At 60.0% G+C, this 14,053-nt stretch carries 14 protein-coding genes; 7 read left to right on the plus strand and 7 right to left on the minus strand.

What is annotated here, in order from left to right:
- The 4 genes from QQJ98_RS05325 (at position 1) to QQJ98_RS05340 (ending at position 3,229) form a co-directional block, all read left to right on the plus strand.
- Positions 1-951, plus strand: a complete 951-nt coding sequence (locus QQJ98_RS05325) for an ABC transporter permease (protein WP_431307794.1) — start codon at positions 1-3, stop codon at positions 949-951.
- On the plus strand, positions 944-1,885 hold the full coding sequence (locus QQJ98_RS05330) for an iron chelate uptake ABC transporter family permease subunit (RefSeq protein WP_284324289.1): 942 nt from the start codon (positions 944-946) through the stop codon (positions 1,883-1,885). The genes QQJ98_RS05325 and QQJ98_RS05330 overlap by 8 nt, the downstream gene beginning before the upstream one ends.
- Complete coding sequence (locus QQJ98_RS05335) at positions 1,882-2,637, plus strand: iron ABC transporter ATP-binding protein (protein ID WP_284324290.1); 756 nt, start codon at positions 1,882-1,884, stop codon at positions 2,635-2,637. The genes QQJ98_RS05330 and QQJ98_RS05335 overlap by 4 nt, the downstream gene beginning before the upstream one ends.
- Before the next feature lie 85 nt (positions 2,638-2,722).
- The gene (locus QQJ98_RS05340; RefSeq protein WP_284324291.1) at positions 2,723-3,229 is read left to right on the plus strand and encodes a MarR family winged helix-turn-helix transcriptional regulator; all 507 of its coding nucleotides are present in this window, start codon (positions 2,723-2,725) and stop codon (positions 3,227-3,229) included.
- Positions 3,230-3,280: 51 nt separating this feature from the next.
- On the opposite strand, the gene QQJ98_RS05345 is transcribed toward QQJ98_RS05340, so the two are convergent.
- From QQJ98_RS05345 to QQJ98_RS05365, 5 genes are all read right to left on the minus strand, one after another.
- Entirely contained in the window at positions 3,281-5,272 is a 1,992-nt protein-coding gene (locus tag QQJ98_RS05345; RefSeq protein ID WP_284324292.1) for a TonB-dependent receptor domain-containing protein, read from the minus strand.
- 146 nt (positions 5,273-5,418) lie between these two features.
- Positions 5,419-6,936: a tripartite tricarboxylate transporter permease gene (locus QQJ98_RS05350; RefSeq protein ID WP_284324293.1), complete on the minus strand. Its 1,518-nt coding sequence runs from the start codon at positions 6,934-6,936 to the stop codon at positions 5,419-5,421.
- A 1-nt stretch (position 6,937) separates the two neighbouring features.
- Positions 6,938-7,438, minus strand: coding sequence for a tripartite tricarboxylate transporter TctB family protein (locus QQJ98_RS05355; protein WP_284324294.1), 501 nt, complete (start codon positions 7,436-7,438; stop codon positions 6,938-6,940).
- Complete coding sequence (locus tag QQJ98_RS05360; protein WP_284324295.1) at positions 7,435-8,391, minus strand: Bug family tripartite tricarboxylate transporter substrate binding protein; 957 nt, start codon at positions 8,389-8,391, stop codon at positions 7,435-7,437. The genes QQJ98_RS05355 and QQJ98_RS05360 overlap by 4 nt, the downstream gene beginning before the upstream one ends.
- A 113-nt stretch (positions 8,392-8,504) precedes the next feature.
- Positions 8,505-9,569 carry an ABC transporter substrate-binding protein gene (locus tag QQJ98_RS05365; RefSeq protein ID WP_284324296.1) on the minus strand — a complete coding sequence of 355 codons (1,065 nt, stop codon included), beginning with the start codon at positions 9,567-9,569 and terminating at the stop codon, positions 8,505-8,507.
- A 94-nt stretch (positions 9,570-9,663) separates the two neighbouring features.
- On the opposite strand from QQJ98_RS05365, the gene QQJ98_RS05370 reads away from it, so the two are divergent.
- The 3 genes from QQJ98_RS05370 (at position 9,664) to QQJ98_RS05380 (ending at position 12,793) form a co-directional block, all read left to right on the plus strand.
- Positions 9,664-10,332 (plus strand): response regulator, encoded by a 669-nt coding sequence (locus QQJ98_RS05370; RefSeq protein WP_284324297.1) that lies wholly within the window; start codon positions 9,664-9,666, stop codon positions 10,330-10,332.
- Between the two features lie 3 nt (positions 10,333-10,335).
- On the plus strand, positions 10,336-11,745 hold the full coding sequence (locus QQJ98_RS05375) for a sensor histidine kinase (protein WP_284324298.1): 1,410 nt from the start codon (positions 10,336-10,338) through the stop codon (positions 11,743-11,745).
- Between the two features lie 184 nt (positions 11,746-11,929).
- Positions 11,930-12,793: a GGDEF domain-containing protein gene (locus tag QQJ98_RS05380; protein WP_284324299.1), complete on the plus strand. Its 864-nt coding sequence runs from the start codon at positions 11,930-11,932 to the stop codon at positions 12,791-12,793.
- 99 nt (positions 12,794-12,892) lie between these two features.
- Here QQJ98_RS05380 and QQJ98_RS05385 read toward each other — a convergent pair whose 3' ends face one another.
- The gene (locus tag QQJ98_RS05385) at positions 12,893-13,531 is read right to left on the minus strand and encodes a hypothetical protein (RefSeq protein ID WP_284324300.1); all 639 of its coding nucleotides are present in this window, start codon (positions 13,529-13,531) and stop codon (positions 12,893-12,895) included.
- A gap of 56 nt (positions 13,532-13,587) precedes the next feature.
- Positions 13,588-13,896, minus strand: coding sequence for a hypothetical protein (locus tag QQJ98_RS05390; RefSeq protein WP_284324301.1), 309 nt, complete (start codon positions 13,894-13,896; stop codon positions 13,588-13,590).
- Between the last annotated feature and the right edge of the window lie 157 nt (positions 13,897-14,053).

Genomic DNA, 14,053 nt, shown 5'->3' on the forward strand with positions numbered 1-14,053 from the left:
GTGCGGCTGGTCACATGGTTAAGCCTTGCGCTGATTACATTGGCGGCGCTTAGCCTTTTGGTGGGGGCGGCTGATCTGCGGGCGGCCTTTGCGCAGGATGGTCGTGCTGCATTGATCTTTTGGGGATCGCGGGTGCCGCGCACGCTGGCGGTGATGCTGTCGGGGGCCGCGTTGGCGGTGTCGGGCGTGGTCATGCAGCAGATATTGCGCAACAAGTTTGTCGAGCCGGGGACGGTTGGCACCGGCGAAAGCGCGGCTTTGGGGTTGCTTGCGGTAACAATCTTTGCGCCCGATGCTGCGATCTGGGTGAAAATGCTGGCAGCGAGCGTGGCGGGGCTGGCTGGCACTGCGGTGTTTTTGCGGCTGATCCGGGCGATTCCATCGCGCGATGTGCTGATGGTGCCGCTTGTCGGGTTGATCTGGTCGGGGGTGCTGGGGGCGGTGGTTCTGCACATCGGCTGGCAGACCGATCTGATCCAGCTGGTGACGGTATGGCTGATGACCGGCGAGTTTTCTGGCGTGATCGCCGGGCGGTATGAATTGCTGTGGATCGCCGGGGCAGCGACTGTTTTGGCGCTGCTGGCGGCGGATCGGTTTGCAATTTTGGGGCTGGGGCATGGTTTGGCCACCGGGCTTGGTTTGCGCCCCGCGGTGGTGGTGCGGCTCGGATTGGTCGTCGTGGCCGTGGTGACGGCGATGGTGATGGCGACGGTGGGGATGGTGCCGTTTGTCGGGCTGGTGGTGCCGAATATCGTCAGCCGGATTATGGGGGACAATCTGCGCAAAAGTCTGCTGGTGACGGCTTTGGGCGGTGCATCTTTGCTGCTGATTTGCGACATCATCGGGCGGTTGGTGATCCACCCCTATGAGGTGCCGGTCGGCACTGTGTTGGGGATTATTGGCGCTGTCCTGTTCTTGTGGCTGCTGTGGCGGGCGCCCGCGCTTGGATAGAATCTTGGTCGGGTTGATCGTGGCGGTGCTGACTGCAAGCGCACTGTATCTGTTGCCCGGATTGGGGCCGCGTTGGGAGTATGCCTTGGCGCTGCGCGCCACGCGCTTGGCAGGAATGGTGTTGGTCGGCGCTGCGATCGCGGTGGCGACGGTTTTGTTTCAGACCGTCAGCCGCAACCGTATTCTGACTCCGCAAATCATGGGATTTGACGCGCTGTTTGTGCTGGCACAAACGGCGCTGGTGGCAAGCCTTGGACCAGTTGGGCTGGCGGGTTTGCCGATCGCCGCGAAGTTCGCCGCCGAGGTGGGGCTGCTGATTGGTGCGGCGCTGCTGCTGTTTGGAACTTTGCTGGGGCGCGGGGCGCAGGATGTGCCGCGGATGATCCTGACCGGGGTGATTTTGGGCGTTCTTTTCCGGTCGATTTCGACATTTCTGGCGCGGCTGATGGACCCAAATGCCTTTGCCACGGTGCAATCGCAGGCGATGGCAAGCTTTTCACGCGTCAATGCAAGTCTGTTGCCCTATGCGGCGGGGCTGGCTGGTCTGGCGATTGCATTGGCCTTTGTGCTGGCGCGGCGGTTGGATGTTTTGGCCTTGGGACGGGTGGCTGCGGTGTCATTGGGGCTGCGGCATGATGCGCTCATCGCGGCGGCGCTGGCACTCGTTGCGGTTCTGGTGGCAGTGGCGACGGCCTTGGTCGGACCGATGGCGTTTCTTGGGCTGATTGTGGTGGCGCTGGCGCGTTGGCTGGCAGGGACGGATCGCCACGCGCGGATGCTGGTGGTGGCCGGTTTGATCGGGCCTTTGGTGCTGATCGCGGGGCAAACGGTGTTTGAGCGGGCTTTGGGCCGACAATCCACCCTGCCTGCGGTGGTGGAATTTGTCGGTGGGTTGTTGTTTTTGGGGTTGCTGCTGAAAGGGCGCATCAGATGATCAAGGTGCAGGCGCTGTCACATCGCATTGGCCGGGCCGAGATTTTGGCGGACATTGATCTGGCGCTACCCGAGGGCAAGATTACCGCGTTGATCGGGCCGAATGGCGCGGGGAAATCGACGCTGCTTTCGCTGATTGCGCGGCTGATGCCGGTGCAGGCGGGGCAGATCAGCGTCAAAGGGCTAGATGTGGCGCAAACCCCTACCCGCGATTTGGCGCAGGTGATGGCGGTTCTGCCGCAAAGCCCCAGCGTATCAAGCCGGTTGCGGGTGGCGGAGTTGGTTGGTTTTGGCCGCTGGCCTTACCATCAGGGCCGCCCATCGGCAGAAGATCATGCGCAGGTGGCAAAAGCGTTGGAGGTTTTTGCGCTGACCGCCCTTGGTCCGCGTTTTCTGGATGAGCTGTCGGGCGGGCAACGCCAGCGCGCGCATCTTGCGATGGCTTTCGCGCAAGCCACCGATTGGCTGCTGCTGGATGAGCCCTTGGCGGCGTTGGATATGGCGCATGCGCGTGCGCTGATGCAGCAGCTGTCGGCGTTGCGCAACGGTGGGCGCAGCACGCTGATGGTGCTGCATGACATCAACTTTGCCGCCGCTTGGGCGGATCATATCGTGGCGATGAAGGCCGGGCGGATTGTGGCCGAGGGCCCCCCTGCCGAGGTGCTGACCCCAGCGGTGCTGGAAGCGCTTTACGACACTCCGCTGCGGGTGGAGTGGTTTGAGGGGCGTCCTTTGGTGCTGTATCATCTGTAGCAGGATGGATCAGCACACTCGCATCTGCATGGCAGATGGCGTAGGGTGCAACGGTCGATACTGACCGTTCCGCAGGAGCAAAAGCGTGACCCTTCGGAAACTGCCCGCCGCACAAACCCCTGATACAGCACTGCAAAATACCCAAGCGGCCTTTGGCGACTCTGATCCGACGGTCGGCTACAACCGGGTGTTCTTTGCCTTGGCACGGATCCAGCGCACCTTGATGCCGGGGATCGAAAAGGCGCTGCGCGATATGGGGATTGGCGATCCGCTTTGGTATGAGATCTTGTTGGCGGCGGAAGAGGCAGGCGACAGCGGCGTGCAGATGCTGGCGCTGCAAAAGCGGCTGTTTGTGGCGCAATATGCTTTGTCGCGGCATGTCGCCCGGATCGAGCGTGCCGGGTTTCTGCGCCGTGAAGCCACTGGCGGCGCCGGGCGGGGGCAGATCCTGTATTTGACGCCTTTGGGCAAAGGTATGCACGCGAATATCTGGCAGGTTTATCAGGCCAAGATCCAATCCGCCTTCGCACCGCAGCTTTCCCCGGAAGAGGCTTATGTGTTGCTGGGTATGTTGAACCGTCTGTATCGCTGACGGGAAAACGAGCCGGAGATCCGGCCCGCTGTGATTATGTGCTTGCGCAGATCAGAACTTCATCGTCGCCACGATAGACAGGTTCCGCCCCGGTTCGCGCAGCGGCACCACCGTGCTGTAATCCGCACCATAGGTCGCACGATCTGAGTATTTGGTGTCAAACAGATTGTTGACCTCGCCCCGCAGAATCAGGTTTGGCAGCGACGGCGGGGTGTATTCGGTGAACAAGTTCAGCACCGCATAGCCCGGCAATTTGCGGTCCGAGTCGCTGTTGATCTGGTTATACGCCAAAGCTGCATCGATACTGCCGCCAAAGGTGAAATCGCTGCCCGCCGGGCTGTGCTGGACTTCCAGCGCGAACACGCCGCCCAAAGGTGCGCCGAAATCCAACGCATCATAGCTGGAGGCGGGTGCGCCGTTCACTTTCACCTTGCTGTGGCTATAGCTGGCGCGCAGGAAGCCGTCGTCCCAGCCATATCCAAGGCCAAGATTGAAACCTTGGCTTTCAAAGTCGAAATTGGTGATCGCGGCACCAACGACGCCGCGTGCATCGTCAACTTCGGTGCGGAACAATTCACCGTCCAGTTTCAGATCGCCGATTTCCCAATCAAAGCCCAACGTATAGTTGCGGGATTTCGCGGCCTTGACGGCATCGTAATTCCAACGATCATCAAACACATAGTTGTCTTCAATCGAGATGCCGCCGAACACTGCCGAAACACCGCCGCGCAGGGTCAATGCTTCGGTCACGTGATAGGCCACCGAGGCATTGCCACTGAAACCCGATACGGTCTGTTTGGAATCGTCAACGCCTTTGAATTTTTGTTGATCCCAACGCAGGCCGAACGACAGATCAAGCCGGTCGGTCGGGGCCAAGCGGGCTTGCGCATAGAGCCCCACGTTTTGCGCGCCTTCTCGCAGATCGCTGGCGGGGTCGTGATAGCGACTGCCGCGATCATAATAGTCGACGCCGGCAGTGATGCTGCCTTCGTTGGCAAGGTGAAAGCGGTTTTCCAGTTTGACCGAGCGGGTGTCCGAGGCACCTTCAGACTGGTAAGGATCGGGCACGTTGACCTGCACTTCCGAGAAGCCGATCACCAGTCGCGGATCCCACATGCCGCTGGCTTGGGTGTTTTCGTAAGACAAAGCATAGGTCGAACGCTTGGTGTCATAGCGCCGTGTGGGCGGCACCGGGCGGCCCCCGATGATCTCGCCAATATTGGCGCGATAGGGGCGCAGCGTGTCGTCTTGCATGGTTTGGGCAGAAAGCTCGAATCGGTGGCCGTCTGCGGTTGCGTAAGCCAGCTTGGCAAGGCCGCTTTGCAGATCGGCAGCGGTGCCAGTGACGGTATCACCACCGCCCGCTTTGTAGTCATCGCCCGTGACCGATTTGAGATACAGCAACCACTCAAACCCGCCCTGACGGCCCGCAACGGTTGCAGAGCGGCCAAAGGTATCGCCATTCTCGCCAAACGACAGGCGGGCATTGCCGCCGAAATTGTCGCCCTCGTCCAGAACATCAGCGGCATCGACGGTTTCCATCACCACCGCACCCGCCAAAGCGTTGGGGCCGGCATCCGCCGCAGCGGCACCTGCATCGACGCGGACGAATTTCATCAGGCCGGGATCAAACGCGTTGGCTGAAACGTGGTGAAAAATGCGGTTGTTTTGGGCCACGCCATCAACGGTGACCGCCAAATTCAACATATCGACGCCATGCACGAAGATCTTTTGCGCCACCGGGATCGCTCCGCCGACAGAGACCGAGGCAATCCCCGCAAACAGGTCTTTCAGATCGCCCATCCGGGCCCGATCCAATTCGGCATCGGCGACATATTCGCTGGCTTGGCGATCCGCAGCCTGCCCGTCCGGGTCACGCTCGCGGGCGCGTTCTGGGTTCAGCACGATGGTGCCAAGCAGGATGTCCTCAAGCGGATCGGCCTGCTGGGCTGCGGCGGGCAGCGGTTGCAACAAAAGCACCGCCACTGTCGAAAGCAACACGGAACGGCGGCGAGAATGGGGGGAGGGATGCGTATCAGCCATGACGTACTCCAGATCGGGTTCTTTGGCTGGGGCGGTCCTTGCTGCAAATGCGCCTATCATGACGCCTCTAAACATGCAACTGCATGTTCGCTGGCAAAAAAAGCGGCCGCACTGGGTCTCAATGCGGCCGCCTTCAGATCAAAGCGTCAATCTTCGTCGCTGGCCATTTGCGACAACAACTGGCCTTTGCCGCGCATCCGCATCAGCATCGGCACCACAAGGGCCAAGGTTGCCACCAGCAGGATCACCGCCGAAATCGGGCTGGCCAGCAGGGTTGTCCAATCCCCCTGCGAGATCGCCAGCGCACGGCGTAGATGTTGCTCTGCCATCGGGCCAAGGATCAGGCCCACCACCGCAGGCGCAATTGGATAGCCGTAAAGCCGCATCAGAAAGCCCATCACGCCAAAGATCAGCAGCATCGCGAGTTCGACCGGCGAGGGATTGATGCCAATGGTTCCAAGCGTCGCGAACACCAGAATCCCAGCGTAAAGCCATGGCTTCGGGATCATCAGCAGTTTGACCCACAGCCGGATCATCGGCAGGTTCAAGACCAGCAACATGATATTGGCAACCAGCAAGCTGGCGATCAGACCCCAGACCAATTGCGGCGAGGTGGCAAACAGCAATGGGCCCGGTTGCAGACCGAACTGTTGAAAGCCTGCCAGCAAGATGGCAGCGGTGGCCGAGGTTGGCAATCCAAGCGTCAGCAGCGGCACCAAGGTTCCGGCGGCTGAGGCATTGTTTGCCGCTTCGGGTCCAGCGACGCCTTCGATGGCGCCATGGCCAAATTCCTCGGGGTGCTTGCTGAGCCGTTTTTCGGCGGCATAGGACAAGAAGGTGCCAATCTCGGCCCCACCTGCGGGCATCGCCCCGATTGGAAAGCCAATGACAGTGCCGCGCAGCCACGGCTTCCACGAACGCGCCCAATCCGCGCGCGTCATCCAGACCGAGCCTTTCACCGCCTGAATGGTATCGGCGATGACATTGCCTTGCGAGGCGACGAACAAAGCCTCGCCAATCGCAAACAGGGCAACGGCAAGCGTGGTAATCTCGATCCCGTCGCGCAATTCCGGCACATCAAAGGCAAGTCTGGTCTGACCGGTCAGTTGATCGATGCCGACAAGGCCCAGCGCAAGGCCGACGAACAGTGAGGTAAGTCCCTTCATCGCGCTGTCGCCAAAGGCGGCCGAGACGGTCACAAACGCCAGCATCATCAGCGCGAAATATTCTCGCGGGCCGAAAATCAGCGCCAGTTTCACCACATAGGGCGCAAGGAAAGCCAGCGCGAGCGTCGCAATCAGCCCCGCCACAAACGACCCAATTGCGGCTGTTGCCAGCGCCGGGCCACCGCGGCCTGCACGGGCCATCTTGTTGCCCTCAAGCGCTGTGACGATGGACGCACTTTCGCCGGGTGTGTTCAGCAGAATAGAGGTGGTCGAGCCGCCATACATGCCGCCATAGTAGATGCCCGCAAACATGATCAGCGAACCCGCCGGATCAAGCCCATAAGTCACAGGCAGCAGCAGCGCCACGGTCAGAGCAGGGCCAATGCCCGGCAACACCCCAACGGCTGTGCCAAGCGTCACGCCGATCAGCGCATACATCAGGATCATCGGGCTCATCGCGACGACAAGACCCTGCATCAAAAAATCGAATGTTGTCATCTTAGCCCCCGAACAGCAATTTTTCCAGCACACCCGCAGGCAGTTTCAGCTTGAGCAGCTGATCAAAGATGCCATAGATCAACAGGGCCAATGCGATCCCGATGGGCAGGGTCAGCGCCAGATTGCGCTTGCCAAAGCCTGCCGCAGTGCAGGCGAACAGCAGGCCGGACGCGATGGCAAAGCCCGCATGGCGCAGCAGCAACAGTTGCAACAACAGCCCGGCCATGATCCACAAAACTGGCCCGAACTGCGGCTTCACGTCATCTGCAGCCACGGTTTTGGCGTTGCGGAACGCCGCGAGCACATGGCCCGCTGACAGGATCAGCATGCCAAAGCCGATCACCTTGGGCATGCCGCCCGAGCCTATCCCAGCATATCCGGCCTTGTCCGGGATGCTGAAGCCCTCGCGGATCAAAAGCAGGCCCAGCGCGGCCAGAACCGCGGCGACGATAAGCGCCGCCCCATCAGGGCGACGCTTGGTTGCAGTTGTGTTTTCGGTCATTTCACCAGACCGATTTCTTTCAGGATTGTGGTGGTGGATTCGACGTCCTTGGCCAGCTGCGCGTCAAAGTCGGCACCAGCAAGGTAAGTGTCAGCCCAGCCTTTGGTTTCCAGCATGGACTTCCAGCCTGCCGACTGGACCATCTTGTCGATATCCGCCGAAACCGCTGCCTTCTGTTCAGCCGACAGACCCGGAGCCGCCGCCACCATGCGCCAGTTTTGCACATTCACGTCATAGCCGGATTCGATCAGCGTCGGCGCATCAGTGCCAACCCATTTGTCCGCGGTGGACACGGCAAGGATACGCATGGTGCCAGCCTCGACCTGCGGCAGGAATTCACCCACGCCCGAGATACCAACGGTGACTTGGTTGCCAAGGATTGCCGCCAAAGCTTCACCACCGCCAGAGAAAGCGACGTAGTTGATCTTGGTCGGATCGACGCCCGCTGCCTTGGCCAAAAGGCCAACAGTGATATGGTCAACACCGCCCGCCGAACCGCCAGCCCAAGACACCGACCCTGGGTCGGCCTTCATCATATCAACCAGTTCATTGATGTTCTGGATCGGCGAAGCTGCCGAAACCGCGATGGCCACCGCTTCGCCGGTCAGCCGCGCGATTGGGGTGACATCGGCCAAAGACACCGGCGAGTCGTTGTTCAGGATTGCGCCAACCATCACATAGCCGCCGACGATCAACTGGCTGGGATCACCTGCCGAGGTCGAAGCGAATTGCGCAAGGCCAACCGTGCCGCCAGCGCCGGGGACGTTTTGCACCTGAACGGAAGGCGAGATGCCTTCGGTTTGCAAAACTTCTTGCATCGAACGTGCGGTGCTGTCCCAACCGCCGCCGGGGGCCGCTGGCGCCATGATCATGTAATCGGTCGCCAAGGCTGGGGCTGCGAAGCCTGTCACCAAGGCAGCCGCAAAAGCCGCGCTCAAAAGCGTGTGTTTCATTCTGATTCTCCTCCCAAAGCACGGATTTTCGTGCCGAATTTTTGGGTCGGCACCTCCTCGTGCCATCCCTGATGCGAACTTCATCATATATTCCTGTCAACAAGCTGACAGTATTAATTCAACCCCAGTGCGCCGCGCCACAATCCATAGATCCGCCGTCGTTTTGCCTGATCCAGATAAACCAGAACGCCGGGGCTGACTGCAACCGGGCGCAGTTGATCGCCCAAGGCGGCCTGCATGGCTTGGGCCGAATTTGCACCGGACACCTCAAGGCTGACGGCGGGCAGGCGCAGCTTTTCTGACAGCAGGGTTTGACCCTCGACGCTCATCAAAAACGCCAAAAAAGCGCGGCCCAGATCGGGTGACGCAGCGGCGCGCGGCACCACCGCCACCCGCGACACCACCACGGTGAAGTCGCGCAGCAGCACCAGCCCCAGATCGGGGTGCGCCCGCACCTGATCGGCCGCGTAAGAGCCAAGGATGTTATATCCCAGCATCAGCCGGCCGTCCGCCACACGGTCGATGATATCCTGACTGGTGGGAAAGGTCTGCAAGCCTGCGGCAGCCATCACCCGCAACAAGGCCCAGATATCGGGGAAATGTTCGACATCGCGCGCTAGGAACAGGTAGCCCACCGCCGAGCGTTCAATGTCATAGGTACCGATGATGCCTGCCATATCCGGGGGCGTGCTGCGCAGCCAGTCCATAAGCTCTAGCCGCGATTGTGGTGGGCCGTGGGGAAAGCTGGGCTTATGATAGACCAGAACTCCCGGCTCAAAGGTCAGTGCAAAAGCAGTGTTTTGCCAGTTTGCCCAATCTGGCCAACGGCTGGCTTCGGGCACTTCGACGGGTTGGGCATAGCCGTCATTCGCTAGCTTGATCTGCATATCCATCGCAGAGGAAAACGCAAAGTCGGCGGTGGGCAGGCCTGCATCGGTTTCGGTGATGATACGGGCGGCAATGTCGCCAGCCAGCAGATCGACATAGCGGACAGCGACATTCGCATGATGGCTTTGAAAGGCAGCAATGAGCGGCGCGGCAAGCCGGTTGTCCAAGGTGGAATAGATCAGCAGGGTTTGATCGGCGGGGCCACTGAGCGGTGGATAGATCACTTCCTCCGCCAGCGCGGGGGCCGCCGCCATGGCGCTGAACAGGATCAGGGCAAGGATTTTGCACATCCCGCAAGCTTGCCCGATGCAAGCGCGGTTCACAACTGCGGGCTTTCAGCCTAGCGTGGCCCGGGTGCCAAGCGGAAGCTAAGGGAGGGTTGCGATGCGTTTGCTGGTGGTTGAAGACGATCTGCCCTTGGCCGAAGCGCTGACCACGCTTTTGACTTCGTCCGGCTATGCGGTGGATTGCGTGCATGATGGAGCGTCAGGTGAGGCTTTGGCCGCCGCCGAGCAGTTTGATCTGGTTATCCTTGATCTAAATCTGCCGCAGATGGATGGCATTGCGGTGCTGAACGAGATGCGGGCGCGGGATAATGCGGCGGCGGTGATGATATTGACCGCGCGCGGGGCTGCGGAGGACCGGGTGCGCGGCCTCGATTTCGGCGCCGATGACTACATGACCAAACCGTTCGACGTGCGCGAGTTCGAGGCGCGGGTGCGATCCTTGTTGCGCCGTCAGGCTGGGCTGCGATCTGCCAAGGTCAGCTTGGGTGAGATCACCTTGGATCTGACATCGCGGCAATTTTTTGCCTCAGATCAACCGCTTGATCTGCCGCCCCGCGAACGTGCCTTGTTGGAGCTGCTGTTAACGCGGGCCGGTAAGGTGGTGACGAAAGAGGCAATCGTGCAATCGCTGACTTCGCTAGACGATATGCTGTCTGACAATGCAATCGAGCAATATATCTCGCGCTTGCGGCGCAGAATCGCGCCCTATGGTCTGGGTCTGCGGACGGTGCGCGGTATTGGCTATCTGCTGGAAAAGGCCAGCTAGCGAATGATGCGCTATTCGCTAAAGCCATATTCCTTGCGGCGGCGGCTGTTGCTGTGGTTGTTTCTGGCCACCGCTGCGATTGGCCTGCTGGCGCTGGTGGACACTTGGCGGGAGGCGTTGCGCACCGCACAAAGCGTGTCGGATCGGGTGCTGATCGGATCAGCCCTTGCGATTGCCGAGCGGGTGACGGTGGACCAATCCGGCGTGCTGGAAGTTGATATTCCGTATTCATCGCTCGAAATGCTGACCTCCACCGCGCAGGATAAAGTGTTTTACCGCGTGGATGGTCCGGTGGGGCACTTTCTGACCGGGTATCAGGATTTGGCGGTGAATGGCAGTGCTACGGACACCATTGCCTTTGCCGATGGCCGCCACCAAGCGGTGGATATTCGCAGCGCCACCCTGCGGCGCGAGGTGTCCACCGGCGAACGCTCGATCGCGTTCAGCGTGACGGTGGCGGAATCAACGCTGGCGCGGGCGGCCTTGGCGCGGGCGATTTTGTTACGCTCGGCCGTGCGGCTGGCGGCCTTGATTCTGGGCGTTGCCGGGATCGTCTGGATCGGGGTGACTTTGGCTTTGCGCCCTCTGGACCGATTGGGTGCGATCATTGCCGAACGCTCGCCCAGCGATCTGCGCCCGGTGACGGCAGATACGCCGCAAGAGGTTGAGGCGTTGGTGCGGGCGATCAACAGCTTTATGATCCGACTGGATACCGCACTTGCAGCACTGCGCAACTTTACCGGCAATGCCAGCCACCAATTGCGCACGCCCTTGGCGGTGGTGCGGACGCAGCTTGCGCTAATCGAACGGAGCGCCAGTCCCGATCAAACCACCGAAGCCACCAACAAAGCCAAAACCGCGTTAGAGCGGGCCGAGCGGGTGGTGGCGCAGTTGCTGGTGCTGGCACGCGTCGATGCGGCCAGTGGGGCTGCCGCGTTGCAGCCTATCAACATTGTGGCCATCGCCAAAGAACTGACTGCCGAACTGGTGCCCGAGGCGCTGATGCAACAGATCGACCTTGGCTATGAAGGCGAGGACGAGGCTTTGGTCATGGCAGAGCCGGTGCTGCTGGCTGAATTGCTGAAAAACCTTTTGAACAATGCCATCGCATACGCGGGGCGTGGGGCGGTCGTTACGGTTTGGGTGCGACGCGCAGCGCAAACGGTTGTGCTGGAGGTTGAGGACAACGGCCCAGGCTTGTCGCCTGACCAGATGGAACGGGCGATGCTGCGCAAGCGGGGTGTGCCCATGCGCGCGCAAGCCATGCTGAAAGATCAGGATGCGGGGCATGGTCTTGGTTTGGCGATCACTTCGGAAATCGCCAGCCTTTTCGCAGCGGATGTGCTGTTTGAAAACCGACAAGACGTCAGCGGCTTGCGTGCCAAAGTCAGCTTTCCAGCCATAGGTGCGTAGGCCAGTCTTGGTGCCTAAAATTCTGTGAATAAGATGGGCCGCTCGCGCCGTATTCCCTCTTGTCATCGGCTGGCCCTTGGTAAAATTAACCAATATGAAACCATTTCCCTTCAATCTAGAGTTGCTGACAAAAGCTGTCGGATAAAATAGACCGTCTTCATCCTAAGATTGCAGCGAGGACCAAATGCGATTGTATGCCGCCATGTCTCGGATTTTCCCAGCCAGCTTTCTGGCAAAGGTGTTTCTGGTGACATTTCTCGGAATCCACGTGCCGCTGCTTGCGCTTGGCTTTTGGGCGATCAAGTCAAATGGGGGGCCTTTGGCGCATATTGGGCCATTGTTGGTGGCGTTGGTTGCGACATTGGTGGGCACAGTGCTGACGCTCTGGGCGTTGCATGCCATCCTGCGCCCGGTATTCCTGACCGAAGCCGCTTTGCGCAACTATGAAGCAACCGGGAAAACGATGCCGCTGCCACAGGGCTACGGCGATCAAGTTGGTCGGCTGATGGAGGCTACAAACCGGTTAATCCTGTCAGTGGAATGGCAAATCGACGATTCTCGCCGCAAATCAGAAACCGATTCGCTGACCGGCCTTTTGAACAGGCGCGGGTTTGAGCGTCGTATGCCCAAGCAGCTGCGCGGGGCTTTGTTGATTGGCGATGTAGATGCGTTCAAATCTATCAATGACCGGCATGGCCATGCCGAGGGCGACCGGGTTCTGGCGAAAATTGCGGAATTGTTCAGCAAATCGGTCCGTGCAGGCGATCTGGTGTCGCGGTTTGGTGGCGACGAGTTTCTGATTTATCTGCCAGACGTCGATAGCGCTCAGGCAACCACGACGGCCCAGCGGCTGCGCCAAGCCGTGCAGAACCATATTTGGGGCGACGATCTGGCGGTTTCAGTGACGATTGGCGTGGCGGTTGCCCCGAATGGTGCCGATCTGAACACGTTGTTCAAACAAGCAGATGCGTTGCTGTATGAATCAAAATCGCGCGTTGATCATGCCAGTCATGACGGCGCTGTGAACATGGGTGGTTTACGGCACTAAGCCGCGCGGAGTGGTGTTTGACTAGCCCAGCCCGATGCGCATGTCGCCGCTTATGAGGTTGTCAACGCTAAGCCGCTGTCAAATGAAGCGACCCGATTGCTAGACAGTTCGATCAGGCGTTTTAATATCGCGGCGGGCAGTGATACGTGCAGCGCGCGTGGCCCCGGTATCTTGTTGGTACAAACTTTCGGCTTCCTCGCCCGGGTGAGGCTTGATCAGCGGATGATGTGGGACAGAGACCAGTGCAGCCTCGATCGCTGCCTGATCACCCTGCGCCGCGCGCACGCTAACGGCCACATGTCCGCGTCGCATCGCCTCTGAAAACACCGGGGCATCATCGGCGGCAAGGCCAAGATCGACAAGCGCGCCGACGGCACCGCCCGCGAACGCACCGCCCGCCGCCCCTACGGCGGTTGCCGCAAGCCAACCTGCAGCCACAATCGGGCCAACACCCGGGATTGCAAGCATGCCCAAACCGGCGAGCAGGCCAGCACCGCCACCGATCGCTGCCCCAATCCCAGCGCCAGCTGTCGTGACGGTGGCGTCGGTATCGGCCGCCTCGTTGGTCGCAATCCCCGTCAACGGATCGTAGCTGGTCTGAAGTGTGTGTTGGTGCAGGATCGCTTCATTGCCCAGCAAAGACACCTCTACCCCCGGCAGACCCAATGCGATGACGGCATCCTTCGCGGCCAAGGCACTGTCATAGTCATCGTATACTCTGGTGATGATGATTGGCATGCTTTCCTGCATTTCACGAAACTGTCCAAGCAGTGGCGCGCGATCAGATGGTCAGGTCAGTGGGTCGAAGTGGTAATTGGGTTGGCGATCACATTGCCTTTGTAATCTACGGCAACCGAAACATCGGCAGCCTCGCGCTTGCCAACACCGCGCCAAATACCTTTTTCGTCCAAGATCAGCACCGACACGCTGGTCAAGTTGGACGCCTGCGCGCGGTTCTGCGCCTGCACTTGGGTAAAGCTGTTTGCGCCTTCAAGCGGTGCGTTGATTTCTGGCGTCGTCGAGACGCCAGTTTGCGCAAGGGCACCCGTCGCAAGGGCTGCAGCCAAAATGCCGCCAAACATCGTCAGCTTATGTCCGTACATGGTATTTCTCCTGCGAAGGTATGAACGATGCACCGTATCACCGCGTTGTTTCATTAACGCGGGCGCTGCGATCTTGGTTCCATGCAGCTGCCACTTGTCAAAGTTCATCCTTTATACATAGGCCTTGCAATGCGGAGTAATTTTCATATTAGACTAA

The sequence above is a fragment of the Cypionkella aquatica genome (assembly GCF_030161095.1).
Taxonomy (GTDB): domain Bacteria; phylum Pseudomonadota; class Alphaproteobacteria; order Rhodobacterales; family Rhodobacteraceae; genus Cypionkella; species Cypionkella aquatica.

Bases quoted from the DNA above. Each gene is read 5' to 3' on its own strand.
- QQJ98_RS05335 (WP_284324290.1), top strand. From the start codon at position 1,882: ATGATCAAGGTGCAGGCGCTGTCACATCGCATTGGCCGGGCCGAGATT.
- QQJ98_RS05345 (WP_284324292.1), bottom strand. From the start codon at position 5,272: ATGGCTGATACGCATCCCTCCCCCCATTCTCGCCGCCGTTCCGTGTTG.
- QQJ98_RS05350 (WP_284324293.1), bottom strand. From the start codon at position 6,936: ATGACAACATTCGATTTTTTGATGCAGGGTCTTGTCGTCGCGATGAGC.
- QQJ98_RS05355 (WP_284324294.1), bottom strand. From the start codon at position 7,438: ATGACCGAAAACACAACTGCAACCAAGCGTCGCCCTGATGGGGCGGCG.
- QQJ98_RS05360 (WP_284324295.1), bottom strand. From the start codon at position 8,391: ATGAAACACACGCTTTTGAGCGCGGCTTTTGCGGCTGCCTTGGTGACA.
- QQJ98_RS05365 (WP_284324296.1), bottom strand. From the start codon at position 9,569: ATGTGCAAAATCCTTGCCCTGATCCTGTTCAGCGCCATGGCGGCGGCC.
- QQJ98_RS05370 (WP_284324297.1), top strand. From the start codon at position 9,664: ATGCGTTTGCTGGTGGTTGAAGACGATCTGCCCTTGGCCGAAGCGCTG.
- QQJ98_RS05375 (WP_284324298.1), top strand. From the start codon at position 10,336: ATGATGCGCTATTCGCTAAAGCCATATTCCTTGCGGCGGCGGCTGTTG.
- QQJ98_RS05380 (WP_284324299.1), top strand. From the start codon at position 11,930: ATGCGATTGTATGCCGCCATGTCTCGGATTTTCCCAGCCAGCTTTCTG.
- QQJ98_RS05385 (WP_284324300.1), bottom strand. From the start codon at position 13,531: ATGCCAATCATCATCACCAGAGTATACGATGACTATGACAGTGCCTTG.
- QQJ98_RS05390 (WP_284324301.1), bottom strand. From the start codon at position 13,896: ATGTACGGACATAAGCTGACGATGTTTGGCGGCATTTTGGCTGCAGCC.